The organism is Catellatospora bangladeshensis, assembly GCF_016862575.1.
Lineage (GTDB): Bacteria > Actinomycetota > Actinomycetes > Mycobacteriales > Micromonosporaceae > Catellatospora > Catellatospora bangladeshensis.
In genome coordinates this window covers 240840-263287 of the sequence record NZ_BONF01000016.1, presented here as the reverse complement: position 1 = coordinate 263287, position 22448 = coordinate 240840, and the positions used below count along the sequence as shown (strand labels likewise).

24 protein-coding genes are annotated in these 22448 nt (G+C 74.0%); 11 read left to right on the top strand and 13 right to left on the bottom strand.

From position 1 onward, the window contains the following. Position 1 precedes the first annotated feature (1 nt). Together Cba03nite_RS16205 and Cba03nite_RS16200 are read right to left on the bottom strand one after the other, a co-directional pair. Positions 2–1054, bottom strand: coding sequence for an LLM class F420-dependent oxidoreductase (locus tag Cba03nite_RS16205; protein ID WP_203746556.1), 1053 nt, complete (start codon positions 1052–1054; stop codon positions 2–4). A gap of 210 nt (positions 1055–1264) precedes the next feature. Further along, the gene (locus tag Cba03nite_RS16200; RefSeq protein WP_203746555.1) at positions 1265–2341 is read right to left on the bottom strand and encodes an acyltransferase family protein; all 1077 of its coding nucleotides are present in this window, start codon (positions 2339–2341) and stop codon (positions 1265–1267) included. Between the two features lie 164 nt (positions 2342–2505). Here Cba03nite_RS16200 and Cba03nite_RS16195 point away from each other — a divergent pair, with 164 nt between their 5' ends. The 3 genes from Cba03nite_RS16195 (at position 2506) to Cba03nite_RS16185 (ending at position 4655) form a co-directional block, all read left to right on the top strand. Next, positions 2506–3474, top strand: a complete 969-nt coding sequence (locus tag Cba03nite_RS16195) for an aldo/keto reductase (RefSeq protein WP_203746554.1) — start codon at positions 2506–2508, stop codon at positions 3472–3474. A gap of 118 nt (positions 3475–3592) precedes the next feature. Then, positions 3593–3784 carry a DUF5703 family protein gene (locus Cba03nite_RS16190; protein ID WP_203746553.1) on the top strand — a complete coding sequence of 64 codons (192 nt, stop codon included), beginning with the start codon at positions 3593–3595 and terminating at the stop codon, positions 3782–3784. 136 nt (positions 3785–3920) lie between these two features. Continuing rightward, positions 3921–4655 (top strand): hypothetical protein, encoded by a 735-nt coding sequence (locus Cba03nite_RS16185; protein ID WP_203746552.1) that lies wholly within the window; start codon positions 3921–3923, stop codon positions 4653–4655. Between the two features lie 63 nt (positions 4656–4718). On the opposite strand, the gene Cba03nite_RS16180 is transcribed toward Cba03nite_RS16185, so the two are convergent. Beyond that, positions 4719–5369, bottom strand: coding sequence for a hypothetical protein (locus Cba03nite_RS16180; protein WP_203746551.1), 651 nt, complete (start codon positions 5367–5369; stop codon positions 4719–4721). A gap of 60 nt (positions 5370–5429) precedes the next feature. Beyond that, the gene (locus Cba03nite_RS16175) at positions 5430–6737 is read right to left on the bottom strand and encodes a M20/M25/M40 family metallo-hydrolase (RefSeq protein ID WP_203746550.1); all 1308 of its coding nucleotides are present in this window, start codon (positions 6735–6737) and stop codon (positions 5430–5432) included. 112 nt (positions 6738–6849) lie between these two features. On the opposite strand from Cba03nite_RS16175, the gene Cba03nite_RS16170 reads away from it, so the two are divergent. From Cba03nite_RS16170 to Cba03nite_RS16150, 5 genes are all read left to right on the top strand, one after another. Continuing rightward, entirely contained in the window at positions 6850–7515 is a 666-nt protein-coding gene (locus tag Cba03nite_RS16170; protein ID WP_239125776.1) for a DUF3159 domain-containing protein, read from the top strand. Between the two features lie 422 nt (positions 7516–7937). Beyond that, positions 7938–8096, top strand: a complete 159-nt coding sequence (locus Cba03nite_RS16165; RefSeq protein WP_203746549.1) for a hypothetical protein — start codon at positions 7938–7940, stop codon at positions 8094–8096. A 106-nt stretch (positions 8097–8202) separates the two neighbouring features. Then, positions 8203–8826, top strand: coding sequence for a hypothetical protein (locus Cba03nite_RS16160; protein ID WP_203746548.1), 624 nt, complete (start codon positions 8203–8205; stop codon positions 8824–8826). Positions 8827–8890: 64 nt separating this feature from the next. Then, positions 8891–9127: a hypothetical protein gene (locus Cba03nite_RS16155; protein WP_203746546.1), complete on the top strand. Its 237-nt coding sequence runs from the start codon at positions 8891–8893 to the stop codon at positions 9125–9127. Next, complete coding sequence (locus Cba03nite_RS16150) at positions 9124–10251, top strand: MFS transporter (protein WP_203746544.1); 1128 nt, start codon at positions 9124–9126, stop codon at positions 10249–10251. The genes Cba03nite_RS16155 and Cba03nite_RS16150 overlap by 4 nt, the downstream gene beginning before the upstream one ends. A 539-nt stretch (positions 10252–10790) precedes the next feature. Here the strand turns inward: Cba03nite_RS16150 and Cba03nite_RS16145 are convergent. Continuing rightward, positions 10791–11030 (bottom strand): hypothetical protein, encoded by a 240-nt coding sequence (locus tag Cba03nite_RS16145; protein WP_203746542.1) that lies wholly within the window; start codon positions 11028–11030, stop codon positions 10791–10793. Positions 11031–11112: 82 nt separating this feature from the next. Between Cba03nite_RS16145 and Cba03nite_RS16140 the strand changes: the two genes are divergently transcribed. Next, positions 11113–12210: a DNA polymerase IV gene (locus Cba03nite_RS16140; protein ID WP_203746541.1), complete on the top strand. Its 1098-nt coding sequence runs from the start codon at positions 11113–11115 to the stop codon at positions 12208–12210. Positions 12211–12222: 12 nt separating this feature from the next. Here the strand turns inward: Cba03nite_RS16140 and Cba03nite_RS16135 are convergent, their stop codons facing one another. The 3 genes from Cba03nite_RS16135 to Cba03nite_RS16125 are packed head-to-tail and all read right to left on the bottom strand — an operon-like array spanning position 12223 to position 13757. Continuing rightward, the gene (locus Cba03nite_RS16135; protein WP_203746643.1) at positions 12223–12408 is read right to left on the bottom strand and encodes a hypothetical protein; all 186 of its coding nucleotides are present in this window, start codon (positions 12406–12408) and stop codon (positions 12223–12225) included. 42 nt (positions 12409–12450) lie between these two features. Continuing rightward, positions 12451–13380 carry a nucleoside hydrolase gene (locus Cba03nite_RS16130; RefSeq protein ID WP_203746540.1) on the bottom strand — a complete coding sequence of 310 codons (930 nt, stop codon included), beginning with the start codon at positions 13378–13380 and terminating at the stop codon, positions 12451–12453. A 38-nt stretch (positions 13381–13418) separates the two neighbouring features. Further along, positions 13419–13757, bottom strand: a complete 339-nt coding sequence (locus Cba03nite_RS16125; RefSeq protein WP_203746539.1) for a cupin domain-containing protein — start codon at positions 13755–13757, stop codon at positions 13419–13421. Positions 13758–14059: 302 nt separating this feature from the next. Between Cba03nite_RS16125 and Cba03nite_RS16120 the strand changes: the two genes are divergently transcribed. After that, positions 14060–14863, top strand: coding sequence for an SGNH/GDSL hydrolase family protein (locus tag Cba03nite_RS16120; protein ID WP_203746538.1), 804 nt, complete (start codon positions 14060–14062; stop codon positions 14861–14863). Positions 14864–14923: 60 nt separating this feature from the next. Here the strand turns inward: Cba03nite_RS16120 and Cba03nite_RS16115 are convergent, their stop codons facing one another. Beyond that, a complete protein-coding gene (locus tag Cba03nite_RS16115; RefSeq protein ID WP_203746636.1) occupies positions 14924–15895 on the bottom strand; it encodes a LacI family DNA-binding transcriptional regulator in 972 nt (323 codons plus the stop codon). 146 nt (positions 15896–16041) lie between these two features. Here Cba03nite_RS16115 and Cba03nite_RS16110 point away from each other — a divergent pair, with 146 nt between their 5' ends. After that, positions 16042–17016: an ROK family protein gene (locus tag Cba03nite_RS16110; protein ID WP_203746537.1), complete on the top strand. Its 975-nt coding sequence runs from the start codon at positions 16042–16044 to the stop codon at positions 17014–17016. Between the two features lie 58 nt (positions 17017–17074). On the opposite strand, the gene Cba03nite_RS16105 is transcribed toward Cba03nite_RS16110, so the two are convergent. The 4 genes from Cba03nite_RS16105 to Cba03nite_RS16090 all read right to left on the bottom strand — a co-directional run bounded on the left by Cba03nite_RS16105 (position 17075) and on the right by Cba03nite_RS16090 (position 22408). Beyond that, complete coding sequence (locus Cba03nite_RS16105; protein ID WP_203746536.1) at positions 17075–18202, bottom strand: RNA polymerase sigma factor; 1128 nt, start codon at positions 18200–18202, stop codon at positions 17075–17077. Between the two features lie 53 nt (positions 18203–18255). Beyond that, positions 18256–18900, bottom strand: a complete 645-nt coding sequence (lexA, locus tag Cba03nite_RS16100; protein WP_203746634.1) for a transcriptional repressor LexA — start codon at positions 18898–18900, stop codon at positions 18256–18258. Positions 18901–18977: 77 nt separating this feature from the next. Continuing rightward, positions 18978–20201: a bifunctional glycosyltransferase family 2/GtrA family protein gene (locus Cba03nite_RS16095; RefSeq protein WP_203746535.1), complete on the bottom strand. Its 1224-nt coding sequence runs from the start codon at positions 20199–20201 to the stop codon at positions 18978–18980. Further along, a complete protein-coding gene (locus tag Cba03nite_RS16090; protein ID WP_239125775.1) occupies positions 20198–22408 on the bottom strand; it encodes a glycosyltransferase family 39 protein in 2211 nt (736 codons plus the stop codon). Before Cba03nite_RS16090 ends, Cba03nite_RS16095 begins: the two co-directional genes overlap by 4 nt. Positions 22409–22448: the final 40 nt, after the last annotated feature.

The window sequence follows — 22448 nt, the reverse complement described above, 5'->3', positions numbered from 1 at the left end:
CTTATTCTCCCAATCCACTCTCCGCGTACGCCTCGGCCACCGTACGCAAGGTCTCCTTGCCGGAGTCGGCGTCTGCGACGAACAGCGCCAGCGACAGCGTAGTCACGCCCGCGTCGGCGAAGTCACGCAGGCGTCGGGCGATGCGGTCCTTGGGCCCGAGCAGGGCGGTACGGTCGATGAACTCCATCGGCACGGCCGCGGCGGCGTCCCGGTGCCGGCCCGCGAGGTACAGGTCCTGGATCTCGGCGGCCGCCTCGCCGTAGCCCATCCGGGTGGCGAGCTGGTTGTAGAAGTTCTGCTGGCGGCTGCCCATGCCGCCGACGTACAGCGCGGCGTAGGCGCGCACCAGCTCGGCGCACATCTCGACGTCGTCGCCGACGACGACGGGCACGCTGGGCACGATGTCGAAGCCGTCGAGGGTCTTGCCCGCCTTGGCCCGGCCCGCGCTGATCTGGGCGAGCTGCTCCTGGGCGAACTCCGGCGCGAAGAACACGGCCAGCCAGCCGTCGGCGATCTCGCCGGCCAGCTCCAGGTTCTTCGGGCCGACCGCGGCGAGGTAGATCGGAATCTCGGTGCGCAGCGGGTGGAAGTTGAGCCGCAGCGCCTTGCCCGGCCCGTCGGGCAGCGGCAGGGTGTGGAACTCGCCGTCGTAGCTGACCTGCTTGCGGGACAGGGCGAGCTTGACCACGTCGACGTACTCGCGGGTGCGGGCCAGCGGCTTCGCGAAACGGACGCCATGCCAGCCCTCGGAGACCTGCGGGCCGGACACGCCGAGGCCGAGCCGGAAGCGGCCGCCGGACAGCGTGTCGAGGGTGGCCGCGGTCATCGCGGTGGCGGCGGGCGTGCGGCCGGGGATCTGCATGACGGCGCTGCCGATGTCGATGCGCTCGGTCTGCGCGGCGATCCAGGACAGCAGCGTCGGCGAGTCGGAACCGTAGGCCTCGGCCGCCCAGACCACGGAGAACCCGAGCCGGTCGGCCTCCCGCGCCAGGTCCAGCAGGACCGCCGGGGTGGACCACGGCGTCAGGTAGCCGATGTTGAGACCGAGTCGCATGAGTGGACCTCCGTTGGCCGGGCCGCGTCGGCGGCGGTGCGCGCCACGTTACCCACTAGTAGCAATCGTGAAAAGCACAACCCACCCCTGTGGCCCGCACCACACCCTCCCGCGCCGATCTTGCGTGAGCTGTGGGTGCGACACGCCCTTTTCGGGCATATCCCTAACACTTCGTGCAAGATCGACGCGATCTTGGGCGGCGGGGGGCGGTCAGGCGGGGGTGGGGGCGGGGTGGGGTGGGGCGGTGCAGGGGGGCGGGGGCAGGAGGGTGGGGGTGCGGCGGCCGGCGAGGTCCTCGACCCAGCCGAAGCACAGCGTCGCGAGGGCGGTCAGCACGCCGGCCGTCGCTACGGTCAGCAGGGGTGGGCCGGCCAGGTCGCCGAGCAGCCAGAACGTCGCGGCGACCATGGGCAGCTGCCAGACGTACACGGTCACGGCGCGGGCGTTGAGCAGGGCGACGGCGCGGTGCAGCGGGCGTACCCGGCGTATCCAGTCCATGGCCGGGCGGGCGCGGAGGGCCAGCAGCACCACGGCGGTGCCCCACAGCACCTGTACCAGTGGATCCAGCGCGCCCTCCGGGTCACCGCCGGCGCGCAGCAGTGCCAGCCCGCCCAGTCCCGCCGCGGCGGCGCAGGCGGCGGGCCAGGAGAGCCGGTCCAGCAGGCCGGTGTGGCGGGCGTACCCGAGCAGCCAGGCGGTGCCGTAGGAGGCCGTCGTCCACACCACGTCGGTGACCGGGGAGCTGGGCAGCGCGATCACCGTCTGCAGCAGCACCGCCGCGCCCAGCGGGACGGTCAGCGTCAGCAGCGGCGCGCGGTCGAACAGCCACCACAGCAGTGGCGACAGCAGCACGAACCACAGGTAGGCGCGCAGGTACCACAACGCGACCACCAGCGGCGCGCCCCACTCGCTGGCGGGTGGGTTGACCAGCGGGAACACCCACGGGAGCAGGTGCTGCCAGGTGAAGCCGGGCCAGCCGCGCAGCAGCATCAGGGGCAGCGCGATCGCGGCCAGCGCCCACAGCGGGGGCAGCAGGCGGCGGGCCCGGGAACGCACGGTGCGCGCAGCGCCCCCGCGCGCCAGGGACGAGGCGGTGAGGTAGCCGGCCAGGCCGAACATGACCCACATGGACGGCAGCAGGGTGGTCAGCGCGCCGAGCGGCATCGTGTGCTGGAGGAAGACGCGCACGATCGCGGCCGCGCGCAGGGAGTCGATGTACGGGCTGCGAGGACGGGCAGGGACGGCCGGCACGGTCTCGGAAACCGTGCGCGTGCTGATCAACGTCATTGTTCGGTGCTCCCGGGGCTGGTCGACCGTGCACGTCAACCACAGCCGACTTCCCTCAAAGGAAGCTCGGCAAACCCACCCCGACGGCTGACCTACGTCTGGCACACCCCGTGACGGCACCCGCCGATCACCGGCGCGGCGGGTTGCCGAATACAGTTCATCCTATGCAGCAACGACCGCTCGGCCGCAGCGGGCTGGTGGTCTCCCGCCTCGCCCTGGGCACCATGAGCTGGGGCCTGGACACGGACCCGGACGACGCCGGGGCGCAGCTCAAAGCCTATGTGGACGCCGGTGGCACGCTGATCGACACCGCCGACGTGTACGCCGACGGCGAGGCCGAGGCGCTGCTGGGCACTCTGCTCGACGCCATGGTGTCCCGCGACGACGTGCTGCTCGTCGCCAAGGCCGGGCTGCGCGCACGGGCGGGCCGCCGCCACGACGGCTCGCGCGGGCACCTGCTGCGCACCCTCGACAACACCCTGCGCCGGCTCGGCGTCACGTACGTGGACCTGTGGCAGGTGCACGGGCACGACCCGGACACCCCGTGGGAGGAGACGCTGTCCGCGCTCGATTTCGCGGTCAGCTCCGGCCGGGCACGCTACGCCGGGGTGTCGAACTTCTCCGGCTGGCAGACCGCGCGCGCCGCGACCTGGCAGCAGGCCTGGCCCGGCCGCGCCCCGATCACCGCGACGCAGGTGGAGTACTCCCTGCTCCAGCGCGGCATCGAGCGGGAGGTGCTGCCCGCCTGCGAGGTCATGGGCATCGGCGTGCTGCCCTGGTCGCCGCTGGGGCGCGGGGTGCTGACCGGCAAGTACCGGCACGGCCGCCCGGCCGACTCGCGGGGCGCGTCGCCGCACTTCGAGCGCTTCGTCCTGCCGTACCTGCAGCCCCGCTGCTCGGCGATCGTGGAGGCGGTGGCCACCGCCGCCGACGGGCTGGGCGTCTCCCCCGCCGAGGTGGCGCTGGCCTGGGTGCGCGACCGGCCCGGGGTGACCGCGCCGATCCTCGGCGCGCGCAACGTCGGGCAGCTGATCGCGGCGCTGCAGGTGGAGGAGATCGAGCTGCCGCCCGAGATCTCCCGGGCGCTGGACGACGTGTCCGACATCCCGCTCGGCTACCCGGAGCTGGACTGAACTCCGCCATCCGGGAATGGGGCGACCCGGGCCGGCCAGCACCGGAATGGGCGTTTTCTCAGCAGACGGGAGGGGTGCTGCGCTTGCCGGACCCCGGCCCAGCGGGCACGATCGCTCTATGGACTACGAATACGCACCGCTGCGGTTACCTCCGGACATCGATCGGTTGACCGCAGCGGTGCGGCTGGCCATTCAGGCGGAGTACGGCGGGTGGGAGCTGGCCCGGGTGCGGCTGATGAAGGACGGCACCCGGCAGGTGCTGCTCCGCCGCCCCCTGCGGCTGGCGCCGCTGCCCGGCCCGTCGGCCTGAGCGCGAGCACTCCCCCGGCTCGACCGGCCCCGCCGGTGGAGCAGGTCGCCTGCGGCCCCAGGTGCGCCACCGTCTGAGCGGCGCCTGCATTACGTTGTCGGTGGCTCGATGACCATCCACTGACGACGGGACGACGATGCGCCGCAGCGTTCTCACGTACACCCTGGCTTCGGCGGTCGCCCTGTCCGGGTGCACCCGGGCGGAGGACCGCCCGGCGGCCGTCCCCCCGGTGCAGACCCACCTGGAGGTGGTCGCGGTGACCGGCGCGATCGGCACCGACCTGCCCGGCTGGGAGCTGGGGCCGGACGGGACCCGCAAGCCGCTGACCGGCCTGCGCGGCGCGGTCGCCGAGGTCACTGTCCGCAACCTCACCGGCGATCCAGCGCTGATCACCCGCGCGGTGGTCACGGTGCGCGAGTCGCGGGCGGTGCCCGCCTGCCACGCCACCGACGTGGACCTCAGCGTCGGAGCCAGGCACGACATCGAGATCCCCGACGGATCACCGCAGGTCCCGTTCACCGTCACCAGCGAGCCGCGGCAGGAGGTGCCGGGTGACGGCGAGGCCAAGGTCCGGCTGTCCGTCGGGCCCCGCACGCCGACCGCGCTGCCGTGGGCCGGCGTGATCGACATCGTGCTGGAGCACGACGACGGGCTGAGGGTGCAGGCCGGGCCGTTGGCACTGGTGGGAACGGGATCGAACCCGCTGTTCTACCCCGACGGCGGCAAGTGGGTGATCCAGCAGCCGCTCAGCGACCGGAGCTGCGTGGCGAAGATCCGCGCGATGGTCGCCGAGTTCGCGGCGATCCCGGGCGTGACCCTGGCCGGGGAGCTTCGGGAGCTGGACACGGCCGTGCTCGCGCTGGGCCGCTGACGCCGCGTACGCGAACGGCGCCCACCCGGTGCGGGTGCGCGCCGTTCCTCGTCGGTCAGGACGTCAGTCCTGGTCCTCCAGGATGTCGCCGTTCAGGTGCTCGTCCAGGCGGGCCACCAGCTTGTCGTTGCCGCCCAGCGTGAACGGGCCGTTGGCGTCGGTCTCCTCGAAGTCGTCCGGCTCCAGGGACTTGTCGACCTCGGCGACGGTGACGATGCCGTCCAGCGGCTCCAGCTCCGGGATGTCCAGCGCGGCCAGCGAGCCGTCCGAACTCTGCAGCAGCTCCAGCACGGCGTCGGCGACGGAGCCCACCGGCTCGGTGTCGCCGTCGCTCAGCCCGGCCTCGCGGCGGGCCAGCTCGGCCGCGTTGATGAGCGCGGACACGCTCGGGATCAGGTAGTCGCGGCGCTGGCGCACCGAGATCACCTTCGGGTGCGGGTCGGTCGGCGCCTGCTCGGCGGCGACCAGGTCCGCCATGAACCGGTCGGCCTTCTCCAGGTCGATCGGCTCCACCTCCCAGGGCAGCGGCTCGCCGTACGTCTCCGAGAGGGCGTCATCGTAGGTGACGGCAGCGTTGTTGAACGCCACGTAGGCGCGCCAGACCTCGTCGCTGTCGACCTCACCCTTGGCGTCGCGGACGGCGGCCAGGTGCGCCCGGGCAGCGGTGATCATCTCTTCCAGCGCGGCCTCGACGGCGGCGTGGTTGTCGCTCATTACTCGGTTACTCCTTCATACGACGATGCAGGCCGGTTCCCGGCCGCCCTCCGGCCGGGCCTAACTCTGCCGCAGGAACCTGTCCAGTACCCGCACGCCGAACTGTAGTCCCTCCACCGGCACCCGCTCGTCGATGCCATGGAACAACGCGGAGAAGTTCAGATCGGGCGGCAGGCGCAGCGGCGCGAAGCCGAAGCAGCGGATGCCCAGCCGCGAGAACGCCTTGGCGTCGGTGCCTCCGGAAAGCATGTAAGGCACGGCGTGCGCGCCCGGATCCTCGGCCCGCAGCGCCAGCGCCATGGCATCCACCAGCGGCCCGTCGAAGTCCGTCTCCAGGGCCGGCTGCCGGTGCACCGACTCCAGCTCCAGATCCGGCCCGAGCACCGCGGCCAGCTGCTCGCGGAACAGCTCGAACTGGCCCGGCAGGGTCCGGCAGTCGATGGTCGCGCTGGCCCGGCCCGGGATGACGTTGTCCTTGTACCCGGCGGACAGGCGGGTCGGGTTGGCGGTGTTGCGGATCGTCGCGCCGATCATCGTGGCGATCGGGCCGAGCTTCGCGATCGCCGCCTCCGGATCCTCCGGGTCGATCTCGATCTGCAGCGCCTCGCCCACCTCCTCCAGGAACGCCCGCACGGTCGGGGTGACCACCACCGGGAACCGGTGCCGGCCCACCCGGGCCACCGCTTCGCACAGCGCGGTGACGGCGTTGTCGTCGTGCACGAACGAGCCGTGACCGGGCCGGCCGGTGGCGTGCACGCGCAGCCAGTCGATGCCCTTCTCGGCCGTCTGGATCATGTAGAGGCGCAGGTCGTTGCTGACCGTGTAGGAGAAGCCGCCGACCTCGCCGACCGCCTCCGTGCACCCCTCCAGCAGCTCCGGATGCTCCTCCACGAGGAACTTGGCACCCCAGTCGCTGCCCGCCTCCTCGTCGGCGGTGTAGCAGAGCACGATGTCGCGGGGCGGGGTGTAGCCGGTGCGCTGCCATTCGCGTACCACCGCCAGCGACATCGCGTCGAAGTCCTTCATGTCGACGGCGCCGCGGCCCCAGATGAAGCCGTCCTTGATCTCGCCGGACAGGGGGTGCACCGACCACTCGGCCGGGTCGGCGGGCACCACGTCCAGGTGGCCGTGCACCAGCAGCGCGCCGCGGGACGGGTCCGCGCCTGGGATCCGCGTCACCACGTTGGCGCGGCCGGGCCGGCTCTCCACCAGGTGCGGCTCCAGGCCGGCCTCGCTCAGCTTCGTCGCGACGTACTCCGCGGCGCCCCGTTCCCCGGCGCTGGTGGCCAGGTCACCCGTGTTCGTGGTGTCGATACGGATCAGGTCGCGGCAGAGGTCGATAACCTCGTCGGTGGCGGGCGTACGCATAAGGATCTTCCTACCAGGTCGGGCCGGAATGTCCCAGCGCAGTACGTACCCGCTTCCCGCGTACTGCCAAACAGGCTAGGCTCACCTAACCTCGACCGCCCTGGAGCAACCCGTGACCACCACCCGGCCCGACCCCGCCGGTGAGAGCTTCGCCGACCTGCTCGGCGGGCGCCGTGCCGCCATCGACGCCACCCTCGGCCCGCTGGCCTTCGGCATCGGGTTCGCGGCGGCCGGGCAGTCGCTGGAGTGGGGCGTCGGCGCCGCGATCGCGGTCAGCACCGCGGTCGGCGGGTGGCGGCTGCTGCGCGGCGACAAGTTCGGCGCGGTGCTGCTGGGCCTGCTCGGCGTGGTCGTGGCGGCGCTGATCGCGCTCTACACCGGCCGGCCCGAGGACTTCTTCTTCATCCGCGTCGCCACCAACGCCGCCAGCGCCCTGTGCTGGGCCATCAGCATCGCGCTGCGCTGGCCGCTGCTCGGGGTGGTGGTCGGCGGCGTGCTCGGCCAGCGCGGCAGCTGGCGGCGCGACCCCGCGCTGCTGCGGGCGTACAGCCGCGCCAGCTGGATCTGGGTCCTGCAGTACGTGGTCCGCCTCGCCGTCTGGCTGCCGCTCTACTGGTCCGGCCAGGTCGAGGCCCTCTCCATCACCACCGCCGCGCTGACCTGGCCCCTGGTCGCCGCCTGCCTGGCCGTGAGCTGGTACGTCATGCGCCGCTCGCTGCCCGCCGGCCACCCCGGCCTGCGCCACCCCGCTCTCGCCGACGAGCCCGCAAACGTCTAGCCCTCACCGCCGTCGCCGCGACCCGGCTTGTCGATCATGAACCTATGGCACGGCTCGACGGTGTGTCGTCAGCGATCAGGAAGCTGTGGCCAGGACACGCCGCTGAACCGTGCCATAGGTTCATGATCAACGCGGCGGTGGGCGTCCGGCGGGCCGGGACGAGCCGTCCGAGGATCGGGCGGTGCGGAGTCCGACCCAGCCGGAGCTGAGCCGCCGGGACGTCGCGGCTCGGGTGCGCGAGGCGCTCGGCGCGGCCGTCGCGGTCGTGGAGTGCGCCGAGCTGTCCGGCGGCGGGTTCGCGGCGGTATGGAGGGCCCGCCTGTCCGACGGCGGGGACGTGGTGCTCATGGGCCCCGGCCCCGAGGTGCCCCTGCTCGGACCATCCTTTCGTACGCGGATACGCCGCCGCGACCGGCCGCCCGGTGGTCTTCGACGCCTCCGCCCGCCGTCGGCTCGCGCCGTACCGCATGTACCCCTACCTGCTGATGACGGTCGAGGTGCCCAGCCGTGGCATCACCGACCAGTGGCGGCGCACCGGCCTGGCCCGGCTGCTCGCCGAGGAGATCGCCCTCGCCACCTGAGGCGTTAGGAAGGGCACCTTCTTCTACGGAAAACGATAAGAAGGTGCCCTTCCTTGCTTGTCAACCTGATGTTGACATAGGTGGGCCAGGCGGTGAGCATGGCAGCGTGAACGCTGCCGCCGATGCGCATCGCCGCCATGTCGCCACCGCCGGGCTGGAGCTGCACCGGCGGGTCCTGGACGCGGCTGACGGCGGAGCCGATGAGGTGGTCGGCGCGCTGGAGCGCCTGCGGGAGCTGCGTACGGCGGTCGACCGGGCGGAGCTGGAGTTGCTCGTCGCGGCGCGGGGGCGGCAGCGGGTGAGCTGGGCGCGGGTGGCCGTGGCGCTGGGGCTGCGGTCGCGCCAGGCGGCCGAGCAGCGGGCGGCGCGGCTCACCGAGCAGCTGGGGAGCCTCAGCGCCGGCGGTTGTCAATTCTGTGTTGACACTCCGGCCGTGGCGGAGTTGCGGGCCGCCGCCCGCACGGCAGCCGGGGAGCTCGCCGCGGACCCCTCCTGGGACGGCGCGCACCCCCGGGCCGCCCTGGCGCGCAGCGGGCTCGCGACTGCGGCGGACGCGCCACCCGGACCCCTGTATGCGCTGGTGGAGCACGCCCTCGCCGATCTGTCCGGGGTGGACCTGGTCGCCCGGCCGGTGCTGCTGAGGGTCGCCGTCGGCCGGCTGCGGGAGGCGTTCGCCGCTGCCGCGCCGGCCGCCGCGGAGGCCCCGCCGCGCCCCCGCCGTCCACATTGACAGTGTCCGGCCTGCCACACATGATGTGAGCCTCTCAGACTCAAGTCATGGACGGGGGTTCGTCATGGACCGCGGCACGACCCTGCTCGGCGACCGCAACGCCCGGCTCTTCCTCGGGGTGAGCCTCAGCGCGGGCTTCGGCAACACGGCCATGTCCCTGGCCGCCCCGGTGTGGGTGCTCGCGCTGACCGGTTCGGCGAGCCTGGCCGCGCTGTGCGGGCTCTGCGTCTACCTGCCCACCCTCGCCGGTCCCGTGCTGGGCACCTTGGTGGACCGGCTCCCCGGCAGCGGCTGCTCGTGACGACCGCGCTCGTGACGGCCGCCCTGCTGCCGCTGCTGCTGCTCGTCGACGGCCCCGGGCGGGCCTGGCTGATCTTCGCGGTGATGTCCGCGTACGGGGTCAGCTTCGTGCTGCTCGACGCGGGCGAGGCGGCGCTGCTGCCGGCCGCCGTGCCCAGCGACCGGCTCGGCGGGCTGAACAGCCTGCGTATGAGCGTCCAGGAGGGCGTGAAACTCGTCGCCCCACCCGCCGGAGCGGCGCTGTTCGCCTGGTGGGGCGGCGCCCCGGTCGCACTGCTCGCCGCGAGCACGCTGGCGGTGGCGGCGGCCTGCTACGCCGCGCTCCGGCCGGGACCCGTGCCGCCTTCCGCCCGGGAGGCGGGTTCGCTGCTCGCCCGCACCCGGACCGGGCTGCGCTTCCTGTGGCAGGACGGGCCGCTGCGCGGCCTGGCCGTCGCCGGGGCGGCGGCCGTGGGCCTGTCGGGGCTGGGCAACGCGGCTTCGTACCTGGTGGTGGTCGCTGACCTGGGCCGTCCGCCGGAGTTCGCGGGCGTGCTGACGGGCGCGCAGGGCGCGGGCTCGCTGCTGGGCGGGCTGCTCTGCGCGCGGCTGCTCGACCGGCGCGGCGAGCCCGCGCTCGCCCGGTGGGGCGCCTGGCTGGCCGCCCTGGGCACGCTGCTGCTGTGCGTGCCGGTGCTGCCGGTGGTCACCGCGGGCCGGGTCCTGATCGGCGCCGGCCTGCCCTGGACCGTGATCGCCGTGATGACCGCCGTGCAGCGGCGCACCCCCGCCGCGCTGATCGGCCGGGTGTCGGCCGCCGCGACCACGGCCGTGTTCGGGCCCACCGCGGGCGCCATCGCGCTCGGCGCGGGCGCGATCGAACTCGTCGACCACCGCCTGGTGCTGGCCGCCGTGGCCGTGGGCACGGCCCTCGGCGCACTTCCCCTGGCCGGGGACCAGCTCCGCGGGGCTCAGGCGAGCCGGGGACGCCTGCGGGCGAGGAAGAGCAGCGAGCGGCCCAGCTTCTCCCGGTCCGCCGCGACGATCAGCCCGCGCGCCTCGTGCCCGAACGACTGCCAGAACCCGTCCTCGGCCGCGCCGCGCAGCAGCCCGTCGCGCGCCTCCTCGGGCACCGGCTCCAGCTGAGCCTCCTGCCGCTGGTGGTGGACCTGCACGCTGAGCACCGTGGCCCCGATCCCGCCGAGCGCCGCCGCGCCGTAGCCGCGTACCGGCGCCGTGACCGCGCGATAGGTCAGCGCGATGTCGAGCGGGCGCTGCACCGCCAGCGACTGGATGCGCAGCGGGGCCGCCCACACGATCTCGTTCGCGGAGCGCTCGTACCGCCGGCGGGCGACCTCCAGGCGCTGGGCCTGCCCCGTCCCGAGCGGTGAGCCCGCCGCCGCGTCGTCGGAGCGCACCCGCTCGCCGATCCGCTGCAGCGTCAGCGCGTCGTCACGGAAGCGCGAGCCGCCCGCGGCCGCACCGGCGAGCAGGCCGATCTCGTACAGGTGAGTGAGCGCCCGGACCGTGCCGATCAGCTCGTGCGCGGGCGGGGCCTCACCGAGATCGATGACCAGCCGCAGCAGGGAGACACCGGTCGCGGGAACCTTGGGTCGGGTGGGCATGTCACCCCTGCCATCGGAGATCATCAGCGATCCACGCAGTATCCAACATGGATCACGCGATCACCAGAGGATGTTTCCTCCGAGTTTCAGCACGGCGCCGGCCGCTCCCGGCGCGGTGTCCGGCACCGCGCCCGGCGGGCGCGGCGGGGGCCACGGCCGCTCCAGCGGCGCGGCGGCACCCGGGCGCGGCGGCGGCCACGGCCGCTCGGCCGGCGGCGGGGCGGCCGCGGCCGGGGCGCCGGCCAGCACTGCCTGCAGCAGCACCGCGGCCAGCCACCCCATCGCCCGCGACCGGGACATCCGGACCCCCTGCGTGTCGGTCTCCACCCATTATCTGCCGGTACGCCGCATCCGGCGCCCCGTCCCCGGTCACGATGGGACCGTGAGCGGCTGGGTGCTGCACGTGGACCTCGACCAGTTCGTCGCCGCCGTCGAGCTGCTGCGCCGCCCCGAGCTGCGCGGCCGCCCCGTGATCGTGGGCGGCGACGGCGACCCGACCCAGCGCGGCGTGGTGAGCACCGCCTCCTACGCCGCCCGCGCCTACGGGGTGCACTCCGGCCAGCCGCTGCGCGTCGCCGCCCGCAAGTGCCCGGACGCCGTCTTCCTCCCCGTCGACCGGGAGGCGTACGAGCAGGCCTCGGCGCTGGTCATGGCCGCGCTGCGGGACACCGGCCACCCCGTCGAGGTGCTCGGCTGGGACGAGGCGTTCCTCGCCGCCGACACGGACGATCCCGAAACCGCCGCGCGGGACATCCAGCGGCGCGTGCACGACGCCACCGGCCTGGCCTGCACCGTCGGCATCGGCGACAACCGGCTGCGCGCCAAGCTCGCCACCGAACGCGGCAAACCCGCCGGGCTATTCGTGCTCACCGCCGCGAACTGGTACGCCGTCATGGGCGGCCTGCCCACCAGCGCGCTGTGGGGAGTCGGCGCCAAGACCGCGCGCAGGCTCGCCGGCCTCGGCCTGGACACGGTCTCCGAGCTGGCCGCGGCCGACCCGCAGGCGCTCGCCGCGCAGCTCGGCCCCGCCACCGGCCCGTGGCTGGTCCGGCTCGCCCGTGGCGAGGACGACACCCCGGTCAGCGCCGCGCCCCACGTGGCCCGCTCGCTCGGCCGGGAGGTCACCTTCCAGACCGACCTCGACGACTGGGCCGACGTACGCCGGGAGCTGCTGGCGCTCGCCGCGCAGGTGGCGGACGAGGTGGCCGGCCAGGAGCGGCCCGCCGCCCGGGTGGTGGTGAAGGTGCGCTACGCCCCGTTCACCACCCGCACTCACGGCCAGACGCTGCCCACTGCCACCACCGACCCGGCCGCCGTCGAGCGCGCCGCCCTGGCCGCCCTGGACCGGTTCAGCCCCGGCCGGCCGGTACGCCTCCTCGGCGTACGCGCTGAATTCCCGCCCTCTGACGTCACCCACAGCCCGCCGGCCTGTCTCGTCGAATCCGGCGGATCCGGCGTGACAGGCCGTCGTTCCAGGTGAAGCGCGGGCGGGTTACTCTGCGGCCTCGTCGGAGGTACGGCGTTCCGCGTGCTCGTCCGGCCCGTGCTGGGCGCGGGCCGTCCTCGTGTCCGACTCGGCCAGGATGGCCTCGGCCTGCGCCTCGGGATCCGCGCTGCCCACGGCGAGTTCCTCGGGCAGCAGCCTCTCCGCGCGCGACTCGATTCGTCCCTCACTCATGCCGCTCCCCTACCACGCCCGCGAGGAGCGCAAACGTCCCCGTCAGGGCCGGTCGAGCCGGGTCACCCGGTCGAGCAGCGCCGCCACGACGGCACGGGAGTCGGCGTCCACCACCACGTCCACCGTCGGCGCCGTCGCCGGGTCTGCCCGCAGGTCGACCAGGGTGGCGCCGCGGCCTGGCCCGAGCCCCGTCTCGACGTCCACCGCCGCGGGCCGCACCGTCATCAGCTCGGGATGCAGCACGGACAGCACCGCGACCGCGTCGTGCACCGGGATCGCGGGCCCCGCGCCGTGCCGGTAGCCGCGCAGCGCCCGCGCCGCGTGGTCACCGATCGGCCCGGCGGCCGCGAGCCGGTCGAGATCGCCTTCGTCGAGGCCGGTCCGGCGGGTGACGTCCAGCGGCACGAGCGTGGTCGGCACGGCCACTTCGGGCTCGGCGAGCACCCGGTACGCCGCCTCGGGGTCGAACCACACGTTGAACTCGGCGGCCGGCGTGATGTTGCCGGGCCCGATCGAGCCGCCCATGACGACGAGCCGGTCCAGCGTCGCCGCGACGTCCGGGTACGCCGCGTAGAACAGCGCCACGTTGGTCAGCGGCCCGACCGCGAACAGGGTGACCGGCTCGGCCGAGGCGGCCACCGCGGCGGCGAGGAACTCGGCCGCGGGCCGCGGATCGGCCCGGCCGCCGGGCGCCGGCAGGTCGATGCCGCCGAGGCCGTCGTCGCCGTGCGCCGAGTCGTGCCGGGTGACCCCGCGTACCAGGGACCGCCGCGCGCCTGCCGCGACGGGGACGTCGCCGCGGCCGGCCAGGGCGAGCACCGCGCGGGCGTTGCGGGTGGTGCGCTCGATGCCGACGTTGCCGCCCACCGTGGTGACGCCGCGCAGCTCCAGCTCGGGGCTGGCACAGGCGGTGAGCAGCGCCATCATGTCGTCGATACCCGGATCGCAGTCGATCAGCACGGCTCGTGTCATGCGCCCATCCTCCCCCGGCGGCGCGGCGGACCGGGCGGTCAGGCGCCCGGGGTGCGGGAGCCGTACGCCGGCCCGAACACCACGAGCAGCGCCAGGTCCTCGGTCACCTCGTCGAACCGGTGCTCCTCCCCGGCGGGCACGAAGATGACCGACCCGGGGCCGACCTGCGCGGTGCCGTCCGGGGTGACGATCCGGGCCCGGCCCGAGGTCACCACGTAGATCTCGTCCTCGCCGTGCGGGCTCTGGTCGTCGAGCCCGCCCGCCGGGATGCAGTAGGTGCCCACCGAGAGGTCCGGCACCCGCAGGTGCTCCACCCAGTCGTTGGCCGTGCCGGGCACGGGCGCCGCCCACCGGCCCGCCCCTTCGATGATCCGCATGGCGGAAGCCTAACGGCGGCCGGGCGCGCCGGACAGTGCCGCAAGAACTTGCCGCATCCGGCACGCGGCGCTGGGTACCGGATCGAACCGCCACCTTAAGCCACCGGAAGCAGATAGTCCATCATCAAAGTTATAGGCATGATGAGCTGCTTGAACGTCGGAACTTGTCCAATATGGTCGCCGGTACCGTGCGTTACCGCAGGTCCGAAACATCTTGCAACACTTGCGAATTCACATCTTCACAATCGAACTAACAGCTGATATCCATATGCGATCGATCGATCCCCTACCCGGAGGACACCTTGACTCGATCGCGCCTGCTGACCGCCGCGGCCGGGCTCGCCACCGCCCTGTCCGTGCTGGTCGCCCTGGTCGCCACCCCCGCCCAGGCAGCTTCCACCGTCCACTACGTCGCGCTCGGCGACTCCTACTCGTCCGGCGTCGGCGCCGGCAGCTACACCTCCGAGAGCGGCTCCTGCCAGCGCAGCACCAAGGCGTACCCGGCACTGTGGGCCGCCGCGAACGCCCCCGCCTCGTACGTCTCCAAGGCGTGCTCCGGCGCGACCACCGCCACCGTCGTCAGCTCCCAGGTGTCGGCGCTGAGCAGCACCACCACCCTGGTCAGCATCTCGGTCGGCGGCAACGACATCGGCTTCGCCGACATCATGAAGACCTGCGCGCTGTACGGCACCACCGAGTGCGTCGCCGCGGTCCAGCGCGCCGAGGACAAGGCCCGCGCCAACCTGCCCGGCCTGCTGAACAACGTGTACAACGCGATCCGGTCGCGCGCCCCGAACGCCAAGGTCGTGGTCCTGGGCTACCCGGTGTTCTACCAGCTCAACACGACCTGCGTCGGCCTGAGCGCCACCTCCCGCGCGAAGATCAACGAGGGCATCAACCTCGTCGACGACCTCACCAAGACCACGGCGGCCCAGCACGGGTTCAAGTTCGGCGACGTCCGGTCCATCTTCGTCGGGCACCAGCTGTGCAGCGGCGACAAGTGGCTGCACGCGCTGAACTTCGCCGACCTCGGCATCTCGTACCACCCGATGGCCACCGGCCACTCCGGCGGCTACCTGCCGGTGTTCCGTACCAACGCCGCCTGACCTCGGCAGCGTTAAGAAGGGCACCTTCTACTACGGAATCCGTTAAGAAGGTGCCCTTCCTTACCTCAGGCCGCGGTCTACGAGGTCGGTGGGGAGGACGATGGTGCGGGGGCGGGAGCGGTCGCCGTCGATGCGGTCGAAGAGCAGCTGGGTCGCGCGGCGGGCGAGTTCGCGGGTGTCGTAGGCGATGACCGTCAGCGGGCGGGGCATCAGGTGGGACAGCTCGAAGTCGTCGAAGCCGACCAGGGCCGCGTCGCTGCCGCGCCGCCACAGCTCCTGGACGGCGCCGACGGTGATCCGGTTGTTCAGGGTCAGGAAAGCGGTCGGCGGGTGCGGCTCGGCGAGCATCTCGGCGACGGCCGTTGCGGCGGTGGCGGGATCGCGTACGCCGTCGCGCACCAGCGAGCCGTCGTAGCCGATGCCCGCGTCGGCCAGCGCCTCCTGCGCCCCGGCCAGGCGCTCGCGCATGGTGTGCACGTCGACCGAGTCGAGCAGCACGCCGATGCGCCGGTGCCCCTGCTCGACCAGCCTGCGTACGCCGCTGTGGGCGCCGCCGCGGTTGTCCAGCAGCACCGCGTCGGCGTCGATGTTGGTGCCGGGGCGGTCCAGGAAGACCACCGGGATGCCCAGCTCCATCTGGCCGTGCAGGAACGAGTGGTCGCAGCCGGCGGGCACCACCAGCAGGCCGTCGACGCGGCGGGAGCACAGGTCGCGCAGCAGCTGCTCCTCGCGGCCCGGGTCCTCCTCGGAGGAGGCGGACAGCAGCAGCGTGTCGCGCTCGCGGGCCATCTCCGCGGTGACGTGCGCGATGGTCGAGTAGAACGGGTTGGCCAGCTCCTCGATGATGAGGCCGATGGTGGCGCTGGGCCGGCCCGCCCGCAGGGCGCTGGCCATGTGGTTGCGCTGGAAGCCGAGCTCGGCGACCGCGGCCAGCACCCGGTCGGCCATGGCCCGCTGGACGTGGGGTTCGCCGTTGACCACGCGGGAGACGGTCTTGAGGCTGACCCCGGCCAGCCTGGCCACGTCGACCATGGTGGGGCGGCGTCCGGCCCGGCCGCCGCCGGCGCGTTGCTCGCTCGTCACGGCCAGTACGGTACCCGGTCACGGGGGACGGGGGCCCGCACCGGCTGGACAACGTTGTCATACTCTCTGGGAGTCCCGTCTCCCCAGGAGCCCCCATGCCGCAGCGCACCGCCGGACCGCTCGCCCTCGCCGTCGACATCGGCGGCACCAAGATGGCCGCCGGGCTCGTCACCGCCGACGGGACGGTGCTGGCCGCCGACCGGATCGCCACCCCCCGCCCGGCACCCGGACCGGACGCCGCGGCCGAGGTGTGGGCGGGCCTGCGCGCCATGCTCGAACGCCTGACCGCGGCGGCGGGCGGCCGTCCGATCACGGGCGTGGGCACCAGCACGGCGGGCCCGTTCGACCTGGCCGGGGCCACCGTCAGCCCGGTCAACATCACCGCCTGGCGGGGCTTCCCGCTGGTGGACCACCTGGCCGAGGTGGTGCCGGGGGTGCCGGTGCGGCTGGCCGGCGACGGGGTGTGCGCGGCCATCGGCGAGCACTGGCGCGGCGCCGGGCGCGGCCACGACGATCTGCTGGTGCTCGTCGTCTCCACCGGGGTGGGCGGCGGCCTGATCCACGGCGGGCGCCCGTTCACCGGAAGGTCCGGCAACGCCGGGCACGTCGGGCACATGGTCGTCGACCTCGCCGGCGAACCCTGCCCCTGCGGCGGGCGCGGCTGCGTGGAGGCCCTGGCCAGCGGGCCCAGCATGGTGCGGTACGCGCTGCGCGAAGGCTGGCGGCCCACCGGCGACGGCACCGCCCGCGACCTGGCCGACGCGGCGCGCGGCGGCCACCCGGTCGCCCTGGCCGCCTTCACCCGCTCCGCCGACGCCCTCGCGGCCGGCATCGTCTCAGCGGCCGCGATGTGCGACCTCAACCAGGTCGTCATCGGCGGCGGCGTAGCCCACGCCGCAGACCTGCTCTTCCCCCCGCTCAAGGAGGCCCTGGCCCGCTACGGCCGCCTCGGCTTCCTCTCCGGCATCACCCTCCGCCCCGCCCACCTCGGCACCGACGCCGGCCTCATCGGCGCCGCCGCCCTCATCCACGCCCCCGACCCCTACTGGCCCGCCACCCCGACACGTTGATCATGAACCTGTGGCACGGCTCGGCGGCGTGTCGTGGCCACAACCTCATGATCGATCGTCAGGGCGAGGGCGGTGGCGGGTCGAAGAGGGCGAGGCGGGGGTCGGCGGAGAACTGGGTGATGGACATGCCCAGGGACGGGTTGCGCTGGCTGGCGGACTGCGCGGCGAGCGGGTCGGGGGTGTTGGTGATGGTGACCATGACGAGGGTGTGGCCGGTGTAGATGGTGACCGTCCAGAGCTGCGCCTCCAGGCCGAGGGAGAAGCCGGCTCGGCGGTCCTCGGGCTGCTCGCGCACGCCGTACTGCTCCAGCACGCCGCCGCCGTCCAGCTCGGTGCTGAAGCCGCACCAGGTGAGCCGGTCGCAGTGCGCCAGGTCGGGCCGGTACGTGGTCGGCGCGACGGACACGGTGAGCGTGCCGTAGCCGTTGCCGTTGACCAGCTGGAGGCTGACCGTGAGCGCGCCGGGCGCGAGCTGCGGGTCGGGCAGCGGGGCCAGCGCGCGGGTGTCGCCGCCGTCGGACAGGCCGAGGTCGGCGCGGCGCAGGCCCAGCGGGTTGACCCGGGTCACCACCAGCTCGGCCATCAGGCAGGCGAACCGCTCCACCAGCTCCGCGTCGGCGCGCACCGGCTCGGCCTGCGGCAGCGGCAGGTCACCGGCGAGCACGGCGAACCGGTCCACCCCGAACCGGCCGCCGGCCTGCGGCGGGGGCGGCGGCACCGGGGAGCGGGTCAGCGACGGCAGCGGCGTCGGGCCGGGCACCGCCGCCATGCAGTCCACCTCCTCCGGCGGCAGGGTGCCGCCCCGGTCGGGCCGCAGCACCACGATGGCGAAGCCCACCCCGGCGGCCAGTGCCAGCGTCAGGAACGTGCTCAACACCAGGTCGCGGCGGCGCAACCGGCGCCCGGCGGTGATCAGCTCGGCGGCCGGCAGGTGCAGCGGCGGCTCGGGGCCGGACGCGTCCTCGCCCGGGCGGTGGCGGCGCAGCGAGCGCAGCAGGGTGCGCTGGGCGTACGCCTCGGGCGGCTCGTAGCCCAGCGCGGGCCAGTGCCGGTAGAGGCGCAGCAGGGTGCGGCGTACCAGCTCCTCGGCCACCGCCCAGTCGCCGCAGCGCTCACGCGCCTGCCGCCGCAGCGCGGGCGCCAGCGCGGTGGCGAACTCGGCGAACTCGTCCTCCCAGGCACGCATCCTGACAGTCAACACCATGGATGGACCAGGCCGGAGCGCGTCCCGGTGGGTGGCTAACGCACCCGGCGCACCACCGCCACGATCTTGCCCAGCACCACCGCGTCGTCGCCGGGGATCGGCTGGTACGCCTCGTTGCACGGCACCAGCTCCACGTGCCCCCGGGTCACCCGGTAGACCTTCACGGTGGCCTCGCCGTCGATCATCGCCGCGACGATCTCCCCGCTGTACGCGGTCGGCTGCTGGCGTACGACGACCACGTCGCCGTCGCAGATCGCCGCGTCCACCATCGAGTCGCCGCGCACCCGCAGCGAGAACAGGGTGCCGTGGCCGACCAGGTCGCGGGAGAGGGTGAGCACCTCCTCCAGCGACTCCTCGGCCAGGATCGGCCCGCCCGCGGCGATGGTGCCCAGCAGCGGCACCCGCACCGCGTTCGCGTCGCGCTGCTGCGGGATGCCGCCGTCCGCGCCGAACGGCACCGCCACCGACAGCGCCCGGGGGCGGCCCTTGTCGCGTACCAGCAGGCCCTTCTCCTCCAGCTCGCGCAGGTGGTAGGAGACGGTGGACGACGCGGCCAGGCCGACCTCCCGGCCGATCTCGCGCAGCGTCGGCGGGTAGCCGCGCCGCGTCACCCACTCGTGGATGACCTCCAGGATGCGGCGCTGCCGCTGGGTGAGTCCGCTGCCGTCACCGGCCGTCATCGTGCGCACCCTGGCAGGCTAGCGGACGCTCTCCACATAAGCCGCATACCGCACCCGCCTTCTTCATGATCGGGCTGTCAGCGTACGCGGAACACCCAAGCCCGCAGGAGGGTGAAGCGGACCAGGGTGGCGGCGAGGTTCGCGGCGACCAGGACCCCGAGCTCCACCCCGGACGCGGGCACCGCCGTCACGGTATGCAGCAGCGCCAGCGAACCGCTGGTCAGCAGCAGCCCGACGGCGAACACCGCCAGGCCCTGCACCTGGTGGCGCAGCGCGTCGGCCGACCCGCGCACCCCGAACGTGAGCCGCCGGTTCGCGGCCGTGTTCGCGACCGCGGTGAGCAGCAGCGCCAGCAGGTTCGGGCCCTGCGCCCCCAGCGAGGGCCGCAGCAGCGCGAAGAGCAGCAGGTACGCCAGCGTGCTGGCCACGCCGACCAGGCCGAACCGCACCACCTGGCGCAGCAGCCGCCCGCCCGCGTCCGGCGCCGGCGCCAGCGGGCCCCGGCCGAGCTGGTCGCGCAGGCGGGCCATCGGCAGCGAGCCGGTCAGCAGGGACCGGCTCAGCCGGGCCACCCCGCGCAGGTCGGCCACCACCGTCGACACGATGTCCACCCGGCTGTCCGGGTCGTCGACCCAGTCCACCGGCACCTCGTGGATGCGCATCCCCGCGTTCTGGGCCAGCACCAGCAGCTCGGTGTCGAAGAACCAGCCGGTGTCCTCGACCAGCGGCAGCAGCTCCCGGGCCACGTCGGCGCGGATCGCCTTGAACCCGCACTGCGCGTCCGAGAACGAGGCGGCCAGCGTCCCGCGCAGCAGCAGGTTGTAACAGCGGGAGATCAACTCCCGCTTGGCGCCGCGCACCACCCGGGACTGGCCCGCCAGCCGGGTGCCGATGGCCACGTCGGAATGCCCCGACACCAGCGGCGCGAGCAGCGGCGGCAGCGCGGCCAGGTCGGTGGACAGATCCACGTCGAGGTACGCCAGCACCGCCGCGTCCGACGTGGACCACACCTGCCGCAGCGCGCGCCCGCGCCCCTTCTCCTCCAGGCGTACCACCCTCACCTCGGGCAGCGCCGCCGCGAGCCGCGCCGCGACCTGCGGCGTCCCGTCCACGCTGGCGTTGTCCGCCACCGTGATGCGGAACCGGTACGGCACCTGCTCGGCCAGGTACGCGTGCAGCCGCCGTACGCACGGCTCCAGGTCGGCCTGCTCGTTGTAGACCGGCACCACCACGTCCAGCAGCGGCGCGCCGCCGTCCGAGCGGGTGATCGGAGCCCGGCGGGCCAGAGCCGGGGCCGTCATGACGCGGCCTTCGTGAGGTCGTACACGGTCTGCCCGCCGATGGTGGCGGCCTGGTAGTGCTCGGTGACCCAGGTCGCGATCTGCGACGACACCCGGCTGCCCGAGCCGGCCCCGAACCCGGACCCGCCGATGAACCAGTGGATCCGCCCCTCGGCGACGTACCGCTGGAACTGCTCCAGGGACGGCGCGTCGTCCGAGCCGTTGAACCCGCCGATCGCCATCACCGGCTCGCCGGTGCCCAGCTGGAGACCCGCGGCGTTGTTCGCGCCCACGGTCGCGGCCACCCAGTCGTAGCGGTCCGCATCGGCGAGCAGCGCCTGCTTCAGTTCCGCGTTCGGCTCCGAAGCGCCCAGCAGCCCGCCCATGCCGCCGCGCATCCCCTGCCCGAACCGCTGCCTGCCGCTCTGCCCGGCGGCCTGGCCCGTGCCGTCCTGACCCGCCCCGTTCTGGCCGGTCCCACCGGGAGCTGTGCCGTTCTGGCCGCCCGGCGTGATGCCGCCGGGGAAGCCCGTCGGCTGGCCGCCGCCCTGGCGCTGGCCGAATCCGCCCGGTCCGCGACCGCCGAAGCCACCGGGCATGCCGCCAGGACCGCGCATGCCGTTGCCCCCGGTCACCGCCGGTCCCGCGGTCGGGATCGCGCCGGTGTGTGCCGACGCCGCGGTCTGCAGTGCATAGGCCCCCGGTCCGGCCAGGCCTACGGCGAGCGCGAGGGTCACCACCGCGCGGCGCGACCAGGCCGAGCGCAGCACAGCCGGTGACAGCGCGGCGGCCAGCAGCGCGCAAGCGGCGGCGAGTGCTCCGATCAGGACGGTCCAGCGCAGCCACGGCACGAAGTCGGCGCTGTACCCGAGCAGCGTGTACGCCCACCAGCCGGTGGCCGCCACGACGACCGCCGCCGTCGCGCGGGCCCAGGCCAGCGCGCGCAGGCGCCACAGCAGCACCGCGCCCGCGCCGGTCACCGCGCCCAGCGCCGGGGCCAGGGCGACCGTGTAGTACGCGTGGAAGATGCCCGCCATGAAGCTGAACACGGCCGCGGTGACCAGCAGCCAGCCGCCCCACAGCACGAAACCGGCCCGGACCAGGTCGGTGCGCGGACGCCGCCAGGTGGCGTAGAGGCCCGCGCCGAGCAGCAGCAGCGCCGCCGGGAACAGCCAGGTCGACTGGCCGCCCATGTCCGCGCCGAACAACCGCAGCCAGCCCGTCTCGCCCCAGCCGCCACCGCCGCCGACGCTGCCGGTCTCCTCGCCGGTGAGCCGCCCGACGCCGTTGTAGCCCAGGGTCAGCTCCAGGATGCTGTTGTCCTGCGTGCCGCCGATGTAGGGGCGCGAGCCGTCCGGCCACAGCTCCACGGCGAGCACCCACCAGCCCGCCGCGACGATCATCGCGCCGCCCGCGGCGGCCAGCTGCCACAGCCGCTTCCCGAGCTTCGGCGGCCCGAACAGCAGATACACCAGGCCGAAGGCGGGCAGCACCAGCACCGCCTGCAGCATCTTCGCCAGGTACCCGAAGCCGACCGCGCCCCCGGCGAGCAGCAGCCAGCGGGTCTGGCCGCGCTCCAGCGCGCGGGTGAGCGCGTACGCCCCCGCCACCAGCATGAGCACCAGCAGCGCGTCGGGATTGTTGAAGCGGAACATCATCACGGCGACCGGGGTGGTCGCCATGACCGCGCCCGCCAGCAGCCCCGCCGCCTCCCCTGCCCAGCGGCGGACGGTCGCGTACAGCAGCCCGACCGCGCCGACGCCGCACAGCGCCTGCGGCAGCAGGATCGCGAACGAGTTCACCCCGAACACGCGCGCGGACAGGCCCATCAGCCACAGCGCCGCCGGGGTCTTGTCCACGGTGATGAAGTTCGACGCGTCCAGCGAGCCGAAGAAGAACGCCTTCCAGCTCGCGGACGCGGCCTGCGCGGCGGCCGAGTAGTACGGGTTGGCCCACCCCGACCGCGACAGCCCCACCAGGTACAGCGCCGCCGTCGCCGCCAGCAGCAGCGCGGGCGGCCCGAACCGCCGCCACCGCCCGTGCCCGGCAGGCTGCTCCGCCCGCTCGGCCGGACTCTCCGGCACGGCGGGCCCGCCGGGCACGGCGGCCGTCACGGTGAGCGCCGGGCCGGGCGATGCCGGGACGGTGGACGCGCTGGAGGTGCCGGGCGCCGGGTCCCCCGCAGGTGTCGCTTCCGCCTGCGGAAACTGCTGTTCCATGGTGGTCATGACGTCACGTTGACAGCGCCGCCTCGACCCTCCGTCAGCC